Source organism: Streptomyces sp. NPDC059454 (assembly GCF_042749965.1).
Lineage (GTDB): Bacteria > Actinomycetota > Actinomycetes > Streptomycetales > Streptomycetaceae > Streptomyces.
In genome coordinates, this window is sequence record NZ_JBHYVC010000011.1 from 74,745 (window position 1) to 94,470 (window position 19,726).

Annotated in this window: 14 protein-coding genes and 1 pseudogene; 3 read left to right on the forward strand and 12 right to left on the reverse strand. The window is 71.8% G+C overall.

What is annotated here, in order from left to right; all coding sequences use genetic code 11:
• The gene (locus ACFXAE_RS10860; RefSeq protein WP_384711256.1) at positions 1-345 is read right to left on the reverse strand and encodes a condensation domain-containing protein; all 345 of its coding nucleotides are present in this window, start codon (positions 343-345) and stop codon (positions 1-3) included.
• A 544-nt stretch (positions 346-889) separates the two neighbouring features.
• On the reverse strand, positions 890-3,724 hold the full coding sequence (locus ACFXAE_RS10865; RefSeq protein ID WP_384711258.1) for a BTAD domain-containing putative transcriptional regulator: 2,835 nt from the start codon (positions 3,722-3,724) through the stop codon (positions 890-892).
• Positions 3,725-3,824: 100 nt separating this feature from the next.
• On the opposite strand from ACFXAE_RS10865, the gene ACFXAE_RS10870 reads away from it, so the two are divergent.
• Positions 3,825-5,381 (forward strand): MFS transporter, encoded by a 1,557-nt coding sequence (locus tag ACFXAE_RS10870; RefSeq protein WP_384711261.1) that lies wholly within the window; start codon positions 3,825-3,827, stop codon positions 5,379-5,381.
• A gap of 112 nt (positions 5,382-5,493) precedes the next feature.
• Here ACFXAE_RS10870 and ACFXAE_RS10875 read toward each other — a convergent pair whose 3' ends face one another.
• The 4 genes from ACFXAE_RS10875 to ACFXAE_RS10890 form a co-directional block, all read right to left on the reverse strand.
• Positions 5,494-6,306, reverse strand: coding sequence for a LysR family transcriptional regulator (locus tag ACFXAE_RS10875; protein WP_384711264.1), 813 nt, complete (start codon positions 6,304-6,306; stop codon positions 5,494-5,496).
• Between the two features lie 1,666 nt (positions 6,307-7,972).
• Positions 7,973-9,301, reverse strand: coding sequence for a class I SAM-dependent RNA methyltransferase (locus tag ACFXAE_RS10880; RefSeq protein ID WP_384711267.1), 1,329 nt, complete (start codon positions 9,299-9,301; stop codon positions 7,973-7,975).
• 67 nt (positions 9,302-9,368) lie between these two features.
• Complete coding sequence (locus tag ACFXAE_RS10885; RefSeq protein WP_384711270.1) at positions 9,369-11,414, reverse strand: APC family permease; 2,046 nt, start codon at positions 11,412-11,414, stop codon at positions 9,369-9,371.
• 310 nt (positions 11,415-11,724) lie between these two features.
• Entirely contained in the window at positions 11,725-11,955 is a 231-nt protein-coding gene (locus ACFXAE_RS10890; protein WP_384711273.1) for a hypothetical protein, read from the reverse strand.
• A gap of 116 nt (positions 11,956-12,071) precedes the next feature.
• On the opposite strand from ACFXAE_RS10890, the gene ACFXAE_RS10895 reads away from it, so the two are divergent.
• Together ACFXAE_RS10895 and ACFXAE_RS10900 are read left to right on the forward strand one after the other, a co-directional pair.
• Complete coding sequence (locus ACFXAE_RS10895) at positions 12,072-12,743, forward strand: potassium channel family protein (RefSeq protein ID WP_384711276.1); 672 nt, start codon at positions 12,072-12,074, stop codon at positions 12,741-12,743.
• On the forward strand, positions 12,743-13,411 hold the full coding sequence (locus ACFXAE_RS10900; RefSeq protein ID WP_217129030.1) for a TrkA family potassium uptake protein: 669 nt from the start codon (positions 12,743-12,745) through the stop codon (positions 13,409-13,411). The genes ACFXAE_RS10895 and ACFXAE_RS10900 overlap by 1 nt, the downstream gene beginning before the upstream one ends.
• Positions 13,412-13,459: 48 nt before the next feature.
• Here the strand turns inward: ACFXAE_RS10900 and ACFXAE_RS10905 are convergent, their stop codons facing one another.
• The 6 genes and pseudogenes from ACFXAE_RS10905 to ACFXAE_RS10930 all read right to left on the reverse strand — a co-directional run bounded on the left by ACFXAE_RS10905 (position 13,460) and on the right by ACFXAE_RS10930 (position 19,726).
• Positions 13,460-14,224: a DUF3159 domain-containing protein gene (locus ACFXAE_RS10905; RefSeq protein ID WP_384711279.1), complete on the reverse strand. Its 765-nt coding sequence runs from the start codon at positions 14,222-14,224 to the stop codon at positions 13,460-13,462.
• A 3-nt stretch (positions 14,225-14,227) separates the two neighbouring features.
• The gene (locus ACFXAE_RS10910) at positions 14,228-14,626 is read right to left on the reverse strand and encodes an OB-fold nucleic acid binding domain-containing protein (RefSeq protein WP_073930701.1); all 399 of its coding nucleotides are present in this window, start codon (positions 14,624-14,626) and stop codon (positions 14,228-14,230) included.
• A 100-nt stretch (positions 14,627-14,726) separates the two neighbouring features.
• Positions 14,727-15,407: a response regulator gene (locus ACFXAE_RS10915; RefSeq protein ID WP_384711282.1), complete on the reverse strand. Its 681-nt coding sequence runs from the start codon at positions 15,405-15,407 to the stop codon at positions 14,727-14,729.
• Positions 15,404-17,956 (reverse strand): ATP-binding protein, encoded by a 2,553-nt coding sequence (locus ACFXAE_RS10920; RefSeq protein WP_384711285.1) that lies wholly within the window; start codon positions 17,954-17,956, stop codon positions 15,404-15,406. Before ACFXAE_RS10920 ends, ACFXAE_RS10915 begins: the two co-directional genes overlap by 4 nt.
• 56 nt (positions 17,957-18,012) lie before the next feature.
• A pseudogene (locus ACFXAE_RS10925) lies at positions 18,013-18,726 on the reverse strand (ABC transporter ATP-binding protein); the annotation flags it as partial.
• Between the two features lie 247 nt (positions 18,727-18,973).
• Positions 18,974-19,726, reverse strand: coding sequence for a DUF3710 domain-containing protein (locus ACFXAE_RS10930; protein ID WP_384711289.1), 753 nt, complete (start codon positions 19,724-19,726; stop codon positions 18,974-18,976).

A 19,726-nucleotide genomic window follows, 5' to 3' on the forward strand; every position in this document is an offset into this window, starting at 1 on the left:
TCAGATGTTCTCGGTAGAACGCGCGGTCATTCTCGCGGTCCGCGTCCCCGAAGGCGGAGTCGCTTTTCCGGATGGAATCCCAGTATGAGGCGGATTCGGTCCGTCCTGCCGACTCGGCTGCTTTTTCACCGGCGGCCGGAACGTTTTTCCGGACAGGCGCGAGCGGTAGTCGGAGAGAATCCGCAAGGTCAGCGCGTTCAGGGCCCAGGCGTCGGTCACGATGTGGTGCGAGGTCAGCACCAGGTGGACGGCCTCCGGCCCCTCGGTGACCACGGCGGCCCGGAACAGCGGGCCGCCCTCAAGGCCCAGCGGCCGGCCCAGCTCCTGCTCGCACCAGATCCGCACGGCCCCGGCGGGGTCCGGCCCGCCGGAGAGTCGATGTGTTCGAAGGGCGGCGCCCCGGCGTCCGGCTCCTCCGTGATCCGCCGGACCCGGGGGACCTCTTCGTCGTCCTCGCCGAACCGCAGCCGGAAGGCGTCGTGCTCCCGCACCGCACGGGCCAGGCAGGCACCGAGCAGCTCCCGGTACACGGCCCCCGCCAGCCGCTCGTGGACCAGTACGTTGAATTGGCAGTTCCCCGGTGTCCTTGCTTCGGCCGCCCAGATGTCGCGCTGGTAGCCGGTTAATCAGAGGGCCCCTGATTCAGCTGCTGTCCCCGCGGAAAGCCACTCCTTCGCCTGCCATTCGTACGCGAATAAATAACGGCTCGGATCAGGCTAGGGTGAAGGGGTTGGTGCGGCTACTGCGTAATCGAGCAGGGCGTATTCGAGTAGGGAGCACGAACGAATACGCCCACGCTCCGGCGCACGCCGCCGGAGCGGGCCGGACCACCGGAACGCGGGGCCCTCCCACCCGGAAGACGCGCCGGCCACGCCCCCGGCGGATTCGGTCACGCCCGGGCGACGAGGTCCAGTTCCGCCAGCGCGGCCGCGGCGTGCGTGGCGTGTTCCGAGGACTGGCTCTTGGCCAGGGCCCGGTTCAGATGGGACGTGGCGGCGTCCCGGTCGCCGCGGAGCCGTGCGGCGTGCCCGAGGCCGATCTCGGCACGGATCTCGCCCCGGTGGTAGGCGCGTTCGGCCGACACGGACAGCGCGCGCTCGTACAGCTCCGTCGCCCGCTCGGTGAAGCCGCTCGTCAGCGCGGCCCGGCCGAGGAAGGTCAGCGTCTCGACGACCTCGGTCCACAGGCCGAGCTCCTCGGCCATCAGGAGCCCCTCGCGGTGCAGCCGTTCGGTCCGTACGCGGTCGCCCTCGCGTTCGGCCGCGAGTGCCAGGGACCGGGTGGCCCGGAGCTGACCCCAGCGGTCGTCGACCTCGCGGAACAGCGCGGCGCCCAGCTCCGCCGACCCGTCCCGGTCCGGGGCGTGGCTCGCCAGCTCCACCAGCGCCGCGGCCTGGCACCAGCGGTCCCGGGCGGCGCGGGCGCCGGCCAGGCTGGCCTCCACCAGCCGCCGCCCCTCGCGGTGGTGGCCGCGGCCGGTCAGCCCGGTGCCGACGAACCACTGGAGCCGGGCCTTCAGCACCGGGTCCTCGACCCCGGCGGTGGGGTCCTCGCCCGCCGGGCCGGGCACGGCGTCGGCCTGCGAGGTGCGCAGCTCGACACCGGCCAGCCAGACCCGTGCCGTCAGGCGCGCGGCCGGCTCGGCGCCGACGTCGGCCGTCAGCGCCGTCCGCAGCGACCTGCGGGCCTCGGGGAACCGTCCGCGCAGGAACCAGTACCAGGCAAGCGCGTTCACCAGCCGCACCGCGTACCCGGCGGGGTCCTGGGCGACCGCGAGGTCCAGTGCGCGGCGCAGATTGACGGTCTCCGCGTTGAGGCGTTCCAGGGAGCACCGCTGGTCCGGGCCGCGCAGCCGCTCGCTCTCCCGCTCGGCCGACTCGGTGCAGTACCGCACGAAGCGCGCGCGTACGGCGCTCTCCTCTTCCGCCTCCGCCAGCCGCTCGGCGCAGTAGGCGGCCACCGATTCGAGCAGCCGGAACCGGTCGCCCTCACGGACCACCAGCGAGCGGTCCACCAGCCGGGAGAGCAGGTCGGGGATCCGCTCGGCGGGCAGCTCCCCGTCGGCGCAGACCGCCTGGGCGGAGGGCATGACGCAGCCGTCGGCGTGCACGACCAGGCGGCGCAGCACGGTGCGCTCGTCCGGCGGCAGCAGCTGCCAGCTCCAGTCGAGCATGCCCCGCAGCGTCTGCTGGCGGTCCGGGAGCCCACGCACCCGTACGTCGGGCCGGGCGAACCGGTCGTCCAGCCGGGCGGCGAGCTCCTGCGGGCTCAGCGTCCGCAGCCGGGACGCGACGAGTTCGAGGGCGAGCGGAATCCCGTCGAGGCGGCGGCAGATGGTGGCGACGGCCTCCGCGTTGTCCGCGTCCAGGACGAAGCCGGGCGCCGCCGCGGCGGCTCGCTGCACGAACAGCTCGACGGCGCTGGACCGGGCGACCGCCCGCGGATCGGTGTGCTCCGGCAGGGCCAGCGGCGGCACCGGGTGCACCACCTCCCCGGGGATGTCCAGGGCTTCCTGGCTGGTGAGCAGGAGATGGGCCGCCGGCACGGCCGACAGCAGGGACTTGGCGAGCACGGCCACCGGCTCGACGAGGTGCTCGCAGTTGTCCAGCAGGATCAGCAGCCGCTTGTCGGCCACCGCCTGGCACAGCCAGCCCACCAGGTCGTCCAGGTCCGGTTCGGTCGCAGCCGTGTCGCACAGGCCCAGCGTCGTGATGACGCGTTCGGCGATGTCGTCCGGGTCGGACGCGGCGCCCAGGCCGGCCAGCTCGACCAGCCACACCCCGTCGGCGTACCGCCCGGCCGCGTCACCCGCCGCGGCGATCGCCAGCCGCGTCTTGCCCACCCCGCCGAGACCGGTGAGGGTGACGAGACGGGTGCTCGCGCCGGGGTCCAGCCGGGACAGCACCTGTGCGGCCGCCTCGCGCCGGCCGATCAGCGGGGTCAGCGGAGCGGGCAGGTCGGTCCGGCACGACCGCGACCCGATCGCCGGCGTGGCCAGCTCCGGCTCCTGGCGCAGGATCGCCTCGTGCAGCGCGGCGGCATCCGGACCGGGCGAGGCGCCCAGCTCCTCGGCCAGCTCCCGGCGCAGCTCCTGGAAGCTCTGCAGCGCCTCGCCCTGCCGCCCGGAGCGGTACAGGGCGCGCATGTGGGCCATGCGCAGCCGCTCGCGCAGCGGGTACCGTGCCACCACTGCCCCCAGTTCCGCCGCGAGCGCCGTGTGCTCGCCCAGGGTCAGCCGGACCTCGGCGTGGTCCTCGACGACGGCCAGGCGCAGCTCCTCCAACCGTGCGATCTCACTGCGGGCGAACAGGGACTCGGCCACGTCCGCGTAGGCCGGGCCCCGCCACAGGGCGAGCGCGTCTGCGAACAGGTCCGCCTTCACCGCCGGCTCCCGGTGGGTGCGGGCGCGGTCGGCGAGCTCCTGGAACCTCAGTGCGTCGACCACGGCGTCCGCGAGCAGCAGCCGGTAGCCGGCGGGCTCACGGACCACCTGCTCCCGGCCCAGCACCCGCCGCAGCTGGGAGATCTTGGTCTGCAGGGTGTTGGCCGACCCGCCCGGCGGGTTGCTCGCCCACAGGTCCTCGATGAGGCGGTCCGCCGGCACCGGCCCGCCACCGTGGACGAGCAGGTTCGCCAGCAGGGCGCGCACCTTCGCTTCGGGGACCCTGACCAGCCGCCCCTCGGCGTCCCAGACGGCCAGCGGACCGAGCACCCCGTAACGCATGGCCGCAGTTTATCGCCGAACGACCCTCAGGAAACCGTGCGTGAGGGGCGGCACAGTGGCGATCGCATGTCGACGATCCGAGAAAAAGACAGGGAGTGCCATGAGCACAACGACCACAGGCAGAGCGGGAGCCCGGGAGTGGGGAGGGCTGGCCGTCCTTTCGTTGCCCACCGTGCTGCTGGGCCTCGACGTCACCGTGCTGTACCTGACCCTTCCCTCACTGGCCGAGGATCTGCGCCCGTCCGGTACCCAAGAGCTGTGGATCATGGACGCCTACGGGTTCCTGATCGCCGGTTTCCTGCTCACCATGGGCACGCTGGGTGATCGGATCGGCCGCCGTCGGCTGCTGACGATCGGGGCGGCGGCCTTCGGGATCGTCTCGGTGCTGGCGGCCTACGCCGCCAGCGCCGACATGCTCATCGCCGCGCGAGCGGCCCTCGGGGTCGCCGGTGCCACGCTGATGCCGTCCACACTGGCGCTGATCAGCAATATGTTCACCAACCAGCGGCAGCGCTCCCTGGCGATCGGTGTCTGGGCCACAAGCTTCGCGCTCGGCATGGCGCTCGGCCCGGTGGTCGGCGGAGTGATGCTGAACCACTTCTGGTGGGGTTCGGTGTTCCTCCTGGCGGTGCCGGTCGCGATCGTGCTGCTGGTGGCCGCGCCGCTCCTGATCCCCGAGTACTCGGCGCCGCAGAGCGGTAGGTTCGATTTGATCAGCGTGGCGCTGTCGCTGTTGGCGATCCTGCCGGTGGTCTACGCGGTGAAGCGCTTCGCCAAGGACGGCTTCGATCTGCCGATGATCGCCGCCGCGGTGATCGGCGTGTTCTTCGCGGTGCTGTTCGTCCGCAGGCAGGGCAAGCTGGAGAGCCCGCTGCTGGATGTGCGCCTTTTCGCCAATCGGACGTTCAGCTCCGCGCTGAGCGTCCTGCTCATCGGTCTCGTCGGCGTCGGCGGCTCGATGCTGCTGATCACCCAGCAGCTCCAGTTCGTGGAGGGGCTGCCGCCGGTCGAGGCGGGGCTGTGGATGGGCCCGCCCGCCTTGCTGATGTTCCTGGCCGCGATCGGCTCGCCCCTGGTCGCGCGGCGGGTGCCGCCGGGCCTCGTGGTGGCGGCCACCCTGATGCTGTCCACGGTCGGATACGTCCTGCTCGCCCTGGTGGGTTCCTCGGGCGGCATCGCCCTGATGGTCGTCGGATTCGGCCTCGTCTACCTCGGTCTCGGGGCGATCGCGGCCCTGGGTACGGACCTGGTGGTCGGGGCGGCGCCGCCGGAGAAGGCGGGCTCGGCCTCGGCGATGTCGGAGACCGTGCAGGAACTGGGCCTCGCGCTGGGCGTGGCGATCCTGGGCAGCCTGGCGACCGCGATCTACCGCGGCCGGATTGACGACGAGATCCCCGCCGGCACGCCGGCGGACGTGGCCGACGCCGCGGGCGACAGCCTCGCCGGCGCCGTCTCCTCGGCCCAGCAGATGCCCGCCGGCTGGCTCGACCTCGCCAAGGAGGCCGCCACCTCCGGCATGAACACGGCGATGGTCGTGGCCGCGGCGTGCACGGTGGTCCTGTCGATCCTGTCCGCCGCCGTGCTGCGGCACATCGGAGCCATCAGCGACGAACCGGAGGCCGCGTCGGAGGCGGAGCCGGCGAAGTCGCGGGTCTGACCAGCCGCGGCCCGCCCCGTCGCCCCCGCTCGCGGGGGCGACGGGGCGGCGCGCGCACGGGCCTGCTCGGTTCCCTCCGCGACCACGTCCCGCGCCAACTGGATGAACGAGCTCAGCGCCGGATGGCGATGGTTGGAAGCCCAGACCAGGTACACCGGCATCGCGGGCGCGTCCTGCAGGGGAGGTAGCTGATCTCGGCATGCGGGTGCATCCAGGCGGTGGAAGCCGGGGTCACGCCGATCCCGACACCGGCGGCGATGTAGCTCTGCCGGTCGTCGATCGTGTCCACCTCCACCGCCACCACGGGTTGCCCGCCCTCCTCCCACAGGTCGAGGTTGGTGGTTCCGGAGAAGGAGTTGATCACCAGCGGGCAGTCGGCCAGGTCCCGCAGCAACACCTCGTCCAGATCGATCAGCGGACAGTCCGAGGGCACCGCGACGACCCGGGGCTCCCTGAGGAGCAACTCCTCGTGCAGACTGCGCCGCCCGGTGTGCGTGCGCATGATCGCCACGTCCGACTGGCCGGTGGTGAGCCCGCCCGCGGGGTCGTCGGCCCGCTTCAGGCGTACCAGGACCTCCGGGTTCGCCTTCTTCCACTGGCGCAGTATCTCGCTGGTGTACACGCCGATCGCCGACCAGGCGTGCCCCACTCGCAGGGCCCGCGCCCGGTGCAGGTCCGAGTGCATGGCGTCGTCGAAGGCGGTGACGGCGGCATCCGCCTTGGCGCAGAACATCTTTCCCGCCACGGTGGGCTGTACCCCCTCCGCGGAGCGTTCCAACAGGGTCTGTTTCACGTGGCGCTCCAACTCCGCGAGTCTGCGCGACACCGCGGACTGGGCCTCGTACAGACGGGCCGCGGCCTTCGGGATGCTGCCTTCGTCGACCGCCATGAGGAACGTCCTCAAGTGGTGGATTCCCACAGCCATGACGCTGCTTTCCTTTCGCAGAGAAATACGGGGAGTGCACGGAGACCGCACCGGCGCGCGTTCGACGAGAACGGGGGGCGCGCCGGGAAGAGGGCGCCGGTAGGCCATGGCGGAAAGGCCGCCCGCCCCGGGGACCGGAGGGCGCGACGCGGCCCGGAGGCTCACCCGGTCAGGAGCGTGCGAGGGTTCCCGGACATCGGAAGAAGCGCCCATCGGCGCCCGTCGTCCGCCGGTCCGCCCGCGGCGCCCGTGTCATCGCCGGCCCGGACGCGGCCGGCTCCGTACCCCACTCCACGAGACCGTCCCGGACATGTCGCCCTCACTCCGTCGCAGCACCGGTGCCACGCCACCCGCTCCACGGGCCGGCCCCGTAGGCGGGCCCATTCCCCTTACGGGTCGGGGAGATATCCCCAGGGCCGGTTCCCGGCAGGGGCCGACCATGGCTTTCGGGTCACGTCATCGCTTTCCAGGAAGGGGGCACACGTGTAATACCCCGCATGGGCGTAGAGGGAACGACGAATATCGGCGTGCAGTAGACCCTGGAGCCGACGAATCAGGCACTGCCCGTGCCCACGGCGGCTTCGGTCCTCAGTGTGACCGGTGGCGTTTACGTGTTCAACAGCCTCTCGGCGAAGGACTGATATACACCGGTCACGTGGCTCGCGTTCGGGTTGTGTGAAACGTCGGGCCGAATCATTTCGGTGCAGGTGGGACGCTGAGTGCGGCCAGCGGGAAAAGGGACGATCAGTCGATGCGGACCGTCCGGGCGGCGAAAATAAGATGTGCGCCGCCCCGAATGAAGGAAAGTCGGCGCATCCTCTTTCGGACACCGGTCATGCGCCATCTCCGCCTCCGTCCCGCTCATGAACGAGCGATCCCGCGGAAGTTGAAGTCTAGACAGATCGTCGCCCGGTGAAGGTACAGCGGCAGTAAAGGGTGTGACACGAATCTCGTGGCCAGCACACCTGTCCTTCGTAAGTCCCGGAAACGGTGGGGCGGCCCGGCGCATCTTTTGCCCACCCGCCGGAGTACATCGCAAGGCGTCTCCAGGAGATCGATCGGGACAGTGCCGAGAACCTGCTCCCCGCCCTTACAAACGACGGCTGCACCCTGTCCGACCTGAGCCGCTTCGCCCTGGGCCCGCCGGAACCGTTCTCCCACGGCGCCTGGTTCCAGTCGCCGGCGGCGACGCTCCCCGGTGTCTGATCCGGCTGGGCCGTCGGGAGACGGGCGCTCCACAGCCGCAGGATGGCACGAACGTGGACAGCGCCCCAGGGCGCACGGGGCAGCGCGCCACACCGTCAGTGTCCGAGCAGGCGGCTGACCTTCCTGGGGTGCACTGAGGGTCATCCGGCGCCTCAGCTCCGGGGCCACAGTGTCGGGTGATTCCCGCTTGGGGTGCGTACGCAGTGCGGCAGGACCGACAAAGGCCGTCCGGGAGCGCTCCGGACGGGCCTGGACGACTGCATTTTCGGTGCGCTCATAGGCTCAACGGGTCATCAAAGCGGGCGTCACTTGAACGTCAAGAACGTTCGCAAAGCAGTCCCCGCGACAACCTTCGATCCTGCTCTCGCTCCAAAAGCGCAGGTCACAGCGCCTCGGACCGACCGACCTGTTACACAGGGGAAACGGGTCGAGAAACGAATCTGATACATAAAGACGCAGGTCAGACGCCCTTCGCAACAGGCTCAAGAATGGCCACACACTCAACATGCGAAGTCATCGGAAACAGGTCGAACACCCGCAGCGTCCGCACCCGGTACCCCCCGTCCCGGAAGTACGCCACATCCCGGGCCAGCGCCGCCGGATCGCAGGCCACGTACGCGATGCGGCGGGCGCCCAGGGAGGACAGGTGCTCCACCGTCTTGCGGCCGGCACCCGCGCGCGGCGGGTCGAGGACGATGAGGTCGACCTCGTCGATCCCCGTGCGAGGGAGGACCGACTCGACCTTGCCCTGTTCGATGCGGACGCGGGGGAAGTCCGCGAGGTTGTGGCGGGCGTCCTCGACCGCGCGCTTGCCGGACTCGATGCCGAGGACCGCGCCCGCCTCGCCGACCCGGTCGGCCAGGGCGCCCGCGAAGAGGCCGACGCCGCAGTAGAGGTCGAGGGCCATGTCGCCCTTGCGGGGCAGCAGGCCCTGCATGACGGCGGTGACGAGGGTGTCGGCGGCCTTCGGGTGAACCTGCCAGAAGCCGCCGCCGGCGACGCGGTGGGTGCGGCCGTCGGCGCGTTCGCGGACGAAGGGGCGGCCGTGGACGCGGTGGAGCTGTCCGGAGCGTTCGTCGACGCGCATGACCGAGACGGGGCGGTCGAGCTCGACCAGCGGGAGCCGGGCGCCGGGCTTGGGGGTGAGGACGACCTGGCGGTCCTGGGAGCCCGTCGCGGCGATCGCCTCGACGGAGTCCATGCCCGTCCAGTCCCGCTTCTCGATGCCCAGCTCGCTGACGCCCTCCGCGGCGATCATGCAGTGGTCGATCGGCTCGACCTCGTGCGAGCGGTGCCGCCGCAGTCCCGCGCGGCCGTCGGCGGTGACGGCGTACTGCACGCGCGTGCGCCACGCCGGGACCTGGCCGGCGGGGACCTTGTCGCCCTCGGCCGGCATCACCGTGCCGTCCCAGCCGACCTCCTCCGGGGTGAGTCCGGCGAGACGCCGGAGCTGCTCGGCGACGACCTCGCCCTTCAGGCGCCGCTGGGCACCCGGCTTGGCGTGCTGCCAGTCGCAGCCTCCGCAGCGGCCGGGGCCCGCGAAGGGGCAGGGGGCGTCGATCCGGTCCTTGGAGGCGTCCAGCACCCGCACCGCGTCCGCGCGGAGGAAGCGGGCCCCCTCCTCGCCCTCCGTGACCTGCGCCACGATCCGTTCGCCGGGCAGCGCGTGCCGGACGAAGAGGACCTGGCCCTCGGACGTACGGGCGATGCAGTGGCCGCCGTGGGCGACGGGGCCGACCTCGACCTCGTACTCCTCCCCCACCAGCGATTTCCTCGGTTCTGCCTGCATGGCGGGGTGACTCCACAACATCGAGAGCGGGCGGGCCCCTCAAGGCCCGGGACAACAGCCCACCAGTCTACGTGTGTGTGGAGGAGTCCTTCGCCCGCTCCGCCGGGCCGCGGCGCACCGAGCCGGGTGCGGCCCATTCCTGCCGTCTGCGGGCACGCCGCTTGGCCACCTCGGAGGACTGCAGCTGGTACGGCACCGAGGTCACCATCACGCCCGGCGTGAACAGCAGCCGGCCCTTGAGCCGCAGCGCGCTCTGGTTGTGCAGCAGGTGCTCGTACCAGTGACCGACCACGTACTCGGGGATGATCACGGAGACCACGTCGCGCGGGGACTCCTTGCGCAGGCTCTTGACGTAGTCGATGACCGGCCGCGTGACCTCCCGGTACGGCGAGTCGAGCACCTTCAGGGGTACGTCGATGCCGCGCCGCTCCCACTCCGCGCGCAGCGCCTTGGTGTCGTCCGGGTCCACGTTGACGCTGAGCGCCTCCAGGCTGTCGGAGCGCATCAGCTTGGCGTAGGCGAGCGCGCGCAGCGTGGGGCGGTGGATCTTGGAGATCAGGACGACCGAGTGGACGCGGGAGGGCCGCACCATGTCGTCACCGGGGGTCTCCGGGGCGGCGATCTCCTCGGCGACGCGGTCGTAGTGCTTGCGGATCGCCGTCATCGTCGCGTAGAAGATGCACATCCCGAGCAGCGCGACCCAGGCTCCGTGGGTGAACTTGGTGACGAGGACGACGACCAGGACCAGGCCGGTGAAGAAGGCGCCGAAGGTGTTGATGGCCCGCGAGCGGATCATGTGGCGGCGCTTGGCCTGGTCCTTCTCGGTGGCCAGCAGCCGGTTCCAGTGGCGGACCATGCCGGTCTGGCTGAGCGTGAAGGACACGAACACGCCGACGATGTAGAGCTGGATCAGCCGCGTGGAGTCGGCGCCGTAGATCCACACCAGCAGGGCGGCCGCGCCCGCGAGCAGCACGATGCCGTTGGAGAAGGCGAGGCGGTCGCCGCGCGTGTGCAGTTGGCGGGGGAGGTAGCGGTCCTGGGCGAGGATCGAGCCGAGCAGCGGGAAGCCGTTGTAGGCGGTGTTCGCGGCGAGGAACAGCACCAGCGCGGTGGCGGCGGCGAGGATCATGAACAGGAGGCTGCCGTGGCCGAAGACGGCCTCGGCGACCTGGGAGATCACCGGGTCCTGGACGTAGTCGGCGCCGAGCGGGGCGCCGTCGTGGATCAGGTCCTTGGCGGGGTTCTCGGCCATGCGGACGTCGGTGGCGGCGGCCAGCGCGATGATGCCGCAGAACATGGTGACGGCGAGCAGGCCCATCATGGCGAGCGTGGTCGCCGCGTTGCGCGACTTGGGCTTGCGGAAGGCCGGTACGCCGTTGGAGATCGCCTCGACACCGGTGAGCGCGGCGCAGCCGGAGGAGAAGGCGCGCAGGAGCAGGAAGACCAGGGCGAAGCCGGCGAGGCCCGGGTGTTCGGGCTTGATCTCGTAGTCCGCGCTCGGTGCGTGCATGTCGTCGCCGAGCACGGCCCCGCGGAACGCCCCCCAGGCGATCATGGTGAAGACGCCCACGACGAAGACGTACGTGGGGATCGCGAAGAGCGTGCCCGACTCCCTGACCCCCCGCAGGTTCATCAGCGTCAGCAGCACGATCACGCCGATCGCGCAGGCCACCTTGTGCTCGACGACGAACGGGATCGCCGAGCCCAGGTTCTCGATCCCGGAGGAGATCGACACGGCGACGGTGAGGACGTAGTCGACGAGCAGGGCGCTGGCGACGGTCAGGCCGGCCTTGGGGCCGAGGTTGGTGGTGGCCACCTCGTAGTCGCCGCCGCCGCTGGGGTACTCGCGGACGTTCTGGCGGTAGGAGGCGACCACGGTGAACATCAGCACGACGACCGCGACGGCGATCCAGGGGCTGAAGTGGTACGCCGACAGGCCCGCGATCGACAGGACCAGCAGCACCTCGCCGGGGGCGTACGCCACGGAGGAGAGCGGGTCGGAGGCGAAGACGGGCAGTGCGACGCGCTTCGGCAGGAGCGTTTCACCCAGCCGGTCACTGCGCAGTGCGCGCCCGATCAGAATCCGTTTGGGCACGTCGGTCAATTTGGACACAGCAGTGGATCGTAGGCCTTCGGGCCAGGGGCCGCCCAACCACCACCCCACATCCATACGGCTTCCATACGCCTCTGCTCTCCGGGTGAAATCACCGGATGGCCGGACCGCGGATTCGGCAGGTCGGGGCACTTCCATGCCTATATGACTGAGCGTCGTCGCCTCTATGACCGAGCGTCGTCCGCCGCCCCGCCGCTTCCCCGTCCGTTGCCGCTCCGTGGAGGTTCCATGCACCCGACCCCAGAACTGATCGGTGCCGCGGCCTCCCTCCTCGGCCTCGGCATCCTCGCGCTGGCGAGCGTGCGCAGCATCACGCGCCGCTGACCGCCCCGGGCAGGCGCCCGGGGACTCCGGCGAGCAGGGCCTCCGGTCCGATGGCGGCCACCCGCGTCGACGGCACCGTGCAGGCGTACGCCCCCGCCACCGCCCCGAGCCGGGCGCGGTGGAGGGCGCCTTCGCCGCCGAGCCGGCCGTACGGGAAAGTGGCTGCGAACGCGACGGCCGGGCCCCGGAGGGCGTCGGGACCGCGATCCCCCGGCATGATGTTGCCTGGCGGCCCGCACGCAGGCCGCGATGTTTGCCTGGCGAGCCGAAAGAGAGACATGAGCACGAAGGTCATGAAGGTCCAACGGCCTGCAGGAAGCGCGGTGTGACGCGATGCATATTGTCATCATGGGCTGCGGAAGGGTGGGTTCCGACCTGGCCCAGTCCCTGGAGGAACAGGGGCACACGGTCGCCGTGATCGACCAGGACCCCACCGCCTTCCGCCGGCTGGGCTCCTCGTTCGGCGGCCGCCGGGTCACCGGGGTCGGTTTCGACCAGGACACCCTGCGCGAGGCGGGCATCGAGGAGGCGGGCGCCTTCGCCGCCGTCTCCAGCGGCGACAACTCCAACATCATCGCCGCGCGGGTGGCCCGTGAGATGTTCGGCATCGAGCACGTCGCCGCCCGCATCTACGACCCCCGCCGCGCGGAGGTCTACCAGCGTCTGGGCATCCCCACCGTGGCGACGGTGCGCTGGACGGCCGACCAGATGCTGCGCCGGCTGCTCCCCTCGGGCGCCGAACCGCTGTGGCGCGATCCCACCGGCGGGGTCCAGCTCGCCGAGGTGCACACCTCCACGGCCTGGGTGGGGCACCGGATCAGCAGGCTGCAGGACGAGACCGGGGTGCGGGTGGCCTTTCTGACCCGGCTCGGCGAGGCGATCCTGCCCAGCTCGCAGACGGTGCTGCAGGAGGGGGACCTGGTGCATGTGATGATGCGCACCGACGAGATCGACCGCGTCGAGGCGGCGTTCGCCAAGGGGCCCGAGAAGGAGGGCGGTCACTGATGAGGGTCGCCATTGCCGGAGCCGGCGCCGTCGGCCGCTCGATCGCGGGCGAGCTGCTGGAGAACGGCCACGAGATCCTGCTGATCGACAAGGCGCCGACCGCCATCTCGGTCGAGCGCGTGCCGCAGGCGGAGTGGCTGCTCGCCGACGCCTGCGAGATCACCTCGCTGGACGAGGCGGCGCTCCAGCGCTGCAACGTCGTCATCGCCGCGACCGGCGACGACAAGGTCAACCTGGTCGTCTCGCTGCTCGCCAAGACCGAGTACGGCGTCCCGCGCGTCGTCGCCCGGGTGAACAACCCGAAGAACGAGTGGCTCTTCAACGAGTCCTGGGGCGTGGACGTCGCCGTCTCCACCCCGCGCCTGATGTCGGCCCTGGTGGAGGAGGCGGTCAGCGTCGGCGACCTGGTCCGGCTGCTGCGCTTCAGCCACGGCGACGCCAACCTGGTCGAGCTGACCCTGCCGGAGGAGTCGGCGCTGGCCGGCACGCAGGTCGGGGACGTCCAGTGGCCGCAGGACACCTCGCTGGTCACCATCATCCGCGGCACGCGCGTCCTGACGCCGACCCGGGAGGACTCCCTGGAGGCCGGCGACGAGCTCCTCTTCGTGGCCGCCCAGGCGCGTGAGGAGCAGCTGGAGGACCTGCTCTCGGTCCGCAAGGAGTCGTAGAAGAAGGGGGCGTCCGGAGAACTCCGGGCGCCCCCGCTTTCGTACGGACTAGGACTCGCGGCGGTGACGGCCGGCCGTCGTGGTCTCGCCGTTCTCCCGCGCGGCGGCGGCCTTGCGCTCCTCCTCCGCGCGCTCCTCCGCCTCCATCTCGGCGAACACGTCGATCGGCGGCGGCGCCTTCGCCAGGAACACCCAGGTCAGATACACGGCGAGCAGGAACGGCGGGATCTTCAGCGCGATCAGCACCCAGCCCAGCTGGGTGGTGTCCGCCCACCAGTACAGCGGGAACAGGATCGCGCTCTTGCCGAGCAGGATCAGCCCCCAGGCCCAACTGGCCTTGGTGTACGCCTTCTTCCGGCCGGGGTTGCGGGTGCGCCAGGAGAGGTTCTCCTTGAAGACGGGGCCCAGCATCAGACCGATCAGCGGGACGCCCGCCATCGCCGTGACGATGTACGCCAGGGCCAGGCCCAGGGTGTACAGCATGCCCGGCAGGTAGAAGTCCTTGGCGTTCCCGGTCATCATCGCGAAGACCACACCGAAGGCGACGCCGAAGACGCCGCTGAAGGCGTGCTTGACGGTGTCCTTCATCGCCAGCCGGACCACGACCATCACCAGCGACACGGCGAGCGCCGCGATCGCCGACATGTGCAGGTCCTTGTTGACCGTGTAGATGCTGACGAAGAGCAGCCCGGGGAGCACCGTCTCGACCATGCCCCGCACCCCGCCGAACGCTTCGAAGAGGGCGGCTTCGGTCACCGCCCGGGCGTCGTCCGCGGATGTGTCTTCGGTCGTCGGCTTGTCGAGTGACGTCACCGGCTACTCCCGTCCGAGGGGTCTCAGTTCGTATTTCGGATTGAACAGCACCCGGCGGCCCCGGCTCATCGAGATCCGGCCCGATGCGATCAGCTTGCGCCCCGGCTCTATCCCCACGATGGAGCGTCTGCCGAGCCACACCACGTCGAGTGCGGCGGAGCCGTCGAACAGCTCGGCCTCCAGGGCCGGAACCCCCGCGCGCGGCCGCAGCGTGACCGTGCGCAAGGTACCAGTAACCGTGACGATCTGCCGGTCGCGGCAGTCGCCTATCCGCGTACAGCCGGCCGTCTCGGCGTCCTCACGCAGCTCCTCGGACTCCAGGTCCTCCTGAGACGAGGAGAGCCGGTCGAGCATGCGCCGGAACCGGCCTGCCGGCTTCTCGGATCGAGGAACAGCACTCATATCTGAAGCGTACCGGGGTGCACTGACGGTTACGTACCCCCTGCCGCCCCGGTCCGAACGGGCCTCTCCGGGGCACTGCGCGCGGGGATGCTCCCGACCTTCACTTCTCGAAGCGGTAGCCCATGCCCGGCTCGGTGATGAGGTGCCTCGGATGTGACGGATCCGCCTCCAGCTTCCGCCGCAGCTGCGCCATGTACACGCGCAGGTAGTTCGTCTCCGTGCCGTACGACGGCCCCCACACCTCCCGCAGCAGCTGCTTCTGCGCCACCAGCCGGCCGCCGGCCCGCACCAGCACCTCCAGCAGATGCCATTCGGTGGGGGTCAGCCGTACGTCCTTGCCGCCGCGGTTGACCTTCTTCGCGGCCAGGTCGACGGTGAAGGCGGCGGTCTCCACCACCACGTCGCCGCCGTCCCCCGCGGGCTCCGCGCGGCGTACGGCGGCCCGCAGCCGGGCCAGCAGTTCGTCCATGCCGAAGGGCTTGGTGACGTAGTCGTCGGCCCCCGCGTCCAGCGCCTGGACCTTCTCGTCGGAGGCGTGCCGGGCGGACAGCACCAGGACGGGCACCCGGGTCCAGCCGCGCAGCCCCCTGAGCACCTCGACGCCGTCCATGTCGGGCAGGCCGAGGTCGAGGACGACCACGTCGGGATGGCGGGCGGCGGCCGTACGGAGGGCGCCGGCGCCGTCGTGGGCGGAGTCGACCTCGTACGAGCGTGCCTTGAGGTTGATCACAAGGGCGCGCACGATGGCCGGGTCGTCGTCGACCACCAGTACACGGGTCATGAGGGCTGCCTTTCGGGTTCTGCGGCCGTCGCGGCCCGCGGGTTCTCCGGGTGCGCCGCGACGGCGCACAGGGTGAGCGTCATGGTGAGGCCGCCGCCGGGGGTGTCCTCGGCGTTCAGGGTGCCGCCCATGGCCTCGGCGAAGCCCCGGGCGACCGCCAGTCCGAGACCGACACCGGCCCCGCGCGGGGCGTCACCGTGCCGCTGGAAGGGTTCGAAGATGTGGTCCTTGGCCTCGTCGGGGACGCCGGGGCCGCGGTCCACCACCCGCACCTCGACCCGGTCGGCGTGGGCGCTGGCGGCGACCAGGACGGGCAGGCCGGGTGGACTGTACTTGACGGCGTTCTCGATCACGTTGGCCATCGCCCGCTCCAGCAGCCCCGGGTCCACGGCGACCATGGGCAGGGCTTCGGGAATGTCCAGGGCGACGCTGCCCTCGGGCACCCCGCCGAGCGCCATCGGCACCACCTCGTCCAGGTCGATCCCCCGGATCAGGGGGGTGACCGTGCCGGTGTGCAGCCGGGACATGTCGAGCAGGTTGCCCACCAGGTGGTCCAGGCGGTCGGCGCCGTCCTCGATCCCCTCCAGCAGCTCGGCCCGGTCCTCGGGGGACCACTCGACGTCCTCGGAGCGCAGCGAGGAGACGGCGGCCTTGATCCCGGCCAGCGGGGTGCGCAGGTCGTGGCTGACGGCGGCCAGCAGGGCGGTGCGGATGCGGTTGCCCTCGGCGAGGGCGAGGGCCCGGCCGGCCTGCTCGCGCAGCCGGCGGCGGTCCAGGACGACGGCGGCCTGCGCGGCGAAGGCGGCCAGGACCCTGCGGTCCTCGGCGGGCGGCACCCGGCCGGTCAGCGCCAGCGCCATGTGGTCGCCGACCGGCACCTCCACGTCCGCGTCCTCGGGCCGTTCGACCGGGCGTCCGCGCCCTGCCCGGCCGGCGCAGGTCCACGGCTCGACGTCGCCCGCGCGTTCGAGGAGGGCGGCGGACTCCATGCCGAAGGTCTCGCGGACCCGCTCCAGCAGGTCCTCAAGGCCGGTCTCCCCGCGCAGTACGTTGCCGGCCAGGAAGGACAGGATCTCCGACTCGGCGCGCAGCCGGGCCGCCTGGTGGGTGCGCCGGGCCGCGAGGTCGACCACGGACGCCACCGCCGCGCCCACCGCGACGAAGATCACGATGGCGGTGATGTTCTTCGGGTCGGAGACGGTCCAACGGTGCAGGGGCGGGGTGTAGAAGTAGTTCAGCAGCAGCGAGCCGACCGCCGCGGAGGCCAGCGCCGGCCAGAGCCCGCCGAGCAGGGCCGCCGCCACCGTCAGGGCCAGGAACAGCAGCATGTCGTTGGCGAGTCCCAGGTCCACGGCGCTGAGCAGCGCCGCCACCGCCACCGGTCCTGCCACGCCGACCGCCCAGCCCCAGGCCAGCCGGGAGCGCCCGAGCCGTGCGCCCCGGGCTCCGGGCAGCCCGCGGCCCTTGGCGACCTCCTCGTGGGTGACGATGTGCACGTCCAGGTCGGGTCCCGAGTCCCGGGCGACGGTCGCTCCGACGCCGGGCCCGAAGACGTACTGCCAGGCCGGGCGGCGCGAGGAGCCGAGCACGATCTGGGTGGCGTTGGCCCCGCGCGCGAAGGCCAGCAGGTCGGCGGGTATGTCGTCGCCGACGACGTGGTGGAAGGTGCCGCCGAGGTCCTCCACCAGGGTGCGCTGCTCGACCAGTTCCCCGGGTGAGGCCGCGGTGAGCCCGTCGCTGCGGGAGATGTAGACGGCGAGCAGCTCGCCGCCGGCGCCCTTCTCCGCCAGCCGCGCGGCCCGCCGGAGGAGGGTGCGGCCCTCGGGGCCGCCGGTCAGGCCGACGACGATCCGCTCGCGGGAGCCCCATATCGCCGAGACCTCGTGCTCGCTGCGGTAGCGCTGGAGGTGGGCGTCGACCCGGTCGGCCACCCACAGCAGCGCAAGCTCCCTGAGCGCGGTGAGGTTGCCGGGGCGGAAGTAGTTGGACAGGGCGGCGTCGACCTCGTCCGGCTGGTGGATGTTCCCGTGCGCCATGCGGCGGCGCAGTGCCTCGGGCGTCATGTCGACCAGCTCGATCTGGTCCGCCCGCCGCACCACCTCGTCGGGTACGGTCTCCCGCTCCCGTACGCCGGTGATCGACTCCACGACGTCGCCCAGCGACTCCAGGTGCTGGATGTTGACCGTGGAGAGCACGTCGATCCCGGCGGCGAGCAGTTCCTCCACGTCCTGCCAGCGCTTGGCGTTGCGCGAGCCGGGGACGTTGGTGTGGGCGAGTTCGTCGACGAGGGCCACCTTGGGGCGGCGGGCGAGGACGGCGTCGAGGTCCATCTCCGTCAGGACTGCCCCGCGGTGTTCGATGTCCCGGTGCGGGATCTGCTCCAGTCCGTGCAGCAGCGCCTCGGTACGGGGCCTGCCGTGCGGTTCGGCGTGGGCCACCACGCAGTCGGTGCCGCGTTCGGCACGGCGGTGGGCCTCGGAGAGCATCGCGTACGTCTTGCCGACGCCCGGTGCCGCACCGAGATGGATCCGAAGGTTGCCGCGTCCCATGGCCTCATTGTCTTCCGCCGTGCCGCCCGGCCGGACGCGGGGCCCGGCGGGGGTCGGTGCTCGACGATCCCGCCGTCGCTCAGCTCCAGGACGCGGTCGGCGAGATCGAGGAGAGTGGTGTCGTGGGTGGCGACGAGCGCGGTGACGTGCTCGCTGCGGACGACCGCGCGCAGCGGCTCCGTCACGGCGTGCCCGGTCTCCGCGTCCAGCCGGCCGGTCGGTTCGTCGGCGATGAGGAGGGAGGGGCTGTTGGCGAGGGCGCGGGCGACGGCGACCCTCCCCCAGTGCCTGAACGGGCCTGGGGGCACCCCCAGCTGCCGGCCGCCGGAGAGTTCGCCGGGCCGCTGGGCGGCGTGGTCGGCGAGGGACAGCAGCAGGTCGACACGCTCCTCGCGCTCGCGCGGGTCGGCGCGGCGCAGCCGCAGCGGGACGCCGACGTTCTCGGCGGCGGTGAGGACAGGGATGAGGCCGAAGGACTGGAAGACGAAGCCGACGTGGTCCCGGCGCAGGGCGAGCAGCCCGTTCTCGTCGAGGCCGGCGAGGTCGCGTCCGTCGACGGCGCCCCGCCCCCGGTCGGGGGCGTCGAGGCCGCCGACGATGTTCAGGAGCGTGGTCCTGCCGGATCCGGAGCGGCCCTTAAGGGCGACCGGTTCGCCGCGCGGGACGTCGAAGGAGACACCGCGCAGCGCGTGGACGGCGGCGGCTCCGGTGCCGTAGGACTTGTGCACGTCCTCGACGCGCACCATGGTTCCGGTGACCACCTGACCCATCCGACCGCCCTCCCCCGTGGACCGGGCGCCGGTATCCCCGCCCGACGCCCGGTCGATCAACGGTCGGGCCGGATCGTCCCCCGTGGGTGAAGGGGCCCCGGGCGGCGAAGAGGGTGTCGACGGACGGGCGGGTGCGTCCGGCCGACGGGGCCGCACACCGGAGAAGCCGCTCCACGCACGGCGAGGGGCCGCGTCCCGCCGAAACGGGACGCTGCCCCTCGCACGGACCATGGCCGGAGGCCGCCGACTAGCGCACCTCGGTGATCTCCGGTCCGCGCTGGAGCTGGCCCATGCCGCCGGCGAAGCGGGAGCCCTCCTCCTGCTGCACGTTCTCGGGGACCATCTGCGCGTCGTTCGGCAGCTTCAGGACGATCGGGTCGCGCGGGGCCATCGGGCCCTCACCGCGCACCACGACCGTGTCCCGGAAGATCTGCTCGAGGAGTCCGGCGGCCTGCGGCTGCACCGCGCCCTGGCCCGAGATCACCCCGCGCAGGAACCAGCGGGGGCCGTCCACACCGACGAACCGCACGACCTGGAAGCCGCCGGTGCCGTCCGGCAGCTGCACCGGCACCTGGGCCCGCAGCTCCCAGCCCAGCGGGCCCTCCACCTCGTCGATGATGCCGCCCTGCTGGGTGATGCCGGCCGCGATCTCCTCGCGCACCTCGCCCCAGATGCCCTCCCGCTTGGGCGCGGCGAAGCCCTGCAGCTGGATGGCGCTGTCCCGCAGCACGACGGTGGCCGCGACGATCGCGTCGCCCGCGACCTCCACCCGCAGCTCCATGCCGTCGACACCGGGCACGAACAGGCCGCCCAGATCGACCCGGCCCTCGCCGGGCTCACTGACCTCGGTGCTGTCCCAGGGTCCGTCGGGCCGCGGCGCCGGCTCGAGCCTCAGCCGCTCGGCCTCCTCGCCCGCCTCCGCGTCGACACCGTCGACGACCTGCTCGGCCTCGCCGGCCGCACCGTCGGCGGCATCCTTCTTCTTGCGACGTCCGAACAC

Coding starts and splice junctions, on each gene's coding strand:
- ACFXAE_RS10865 (WP_384711258.1), bottom strand. CDS start 3,724: ATGCGTTACGGGGTGCTCGGTCCGCTGGCCGTCTGGGACGCCGAGGGG.
- ACFXAE_RS10870 (WP_384711261.1), top strand. CDS start 3,825: ATGAGCACAACGACCACAGGCAGAGCGGGAGCCCGGGAGTGGGGAGGG.
- ACFXAE_RS10875 (WP_384711264.1), bottom strand. CDS start 6,306: ATGGCTGTGGGAATCCACCACTTGAGGACGTTCCTCATGGCGGTCGAC.
- ACFXAE_RS10880 (WP_384711267.1), bottom strand. CDS start 9,301: ATGCAGGCAGAACCGAGGAAATCGCTGGTGGGGGAGGAGTACGAGGTC.
- ACFXAE_RS10890 (WP_384711273.1), bottom strand. CDS start 11,955: ATGCCGGGGGATCGCGGTCCCGACGCCCTCCGGGGCCCGGCCGTCGCG.
- ACFXAE_RS10895 (WP_384711276.1), top strand. CDS start 12,072: ATGCATATTGTCATCATGGGCTGCGGAAGGGTGGGTTCCGACCTGGCC.
- ACFXAE_RS10900 (WP_217129030.1), top strand. CDS start 12,743: ATGAGGGTCGCCATTGCCGGAGCCGGCGCCGTCGGCCGCTCGATCGCG.
- ACFXAE_RS10910 (WP_073930701.1), bottom strand. CDS start 14,626: ATGAGTGCTGTTCCTCGATCCGAGAAGCCGGCAGGCCGGTTCCGGCGC.
- ACFXAE_RS10915 (WP_384711282.1), bottom strand. CDS start 15,407: ATGACCCGTGTACTGGTGGTCGACGACGACCCGGCCATCGTGCGCGCC.
- ACFXAE_RS10920 (WP_384711285.1), bottom strand. CDS start 17,956: ATGGGACGCGGCAACCTTCGGATCCATCTCGGTGCGGCACCGGGCGTC.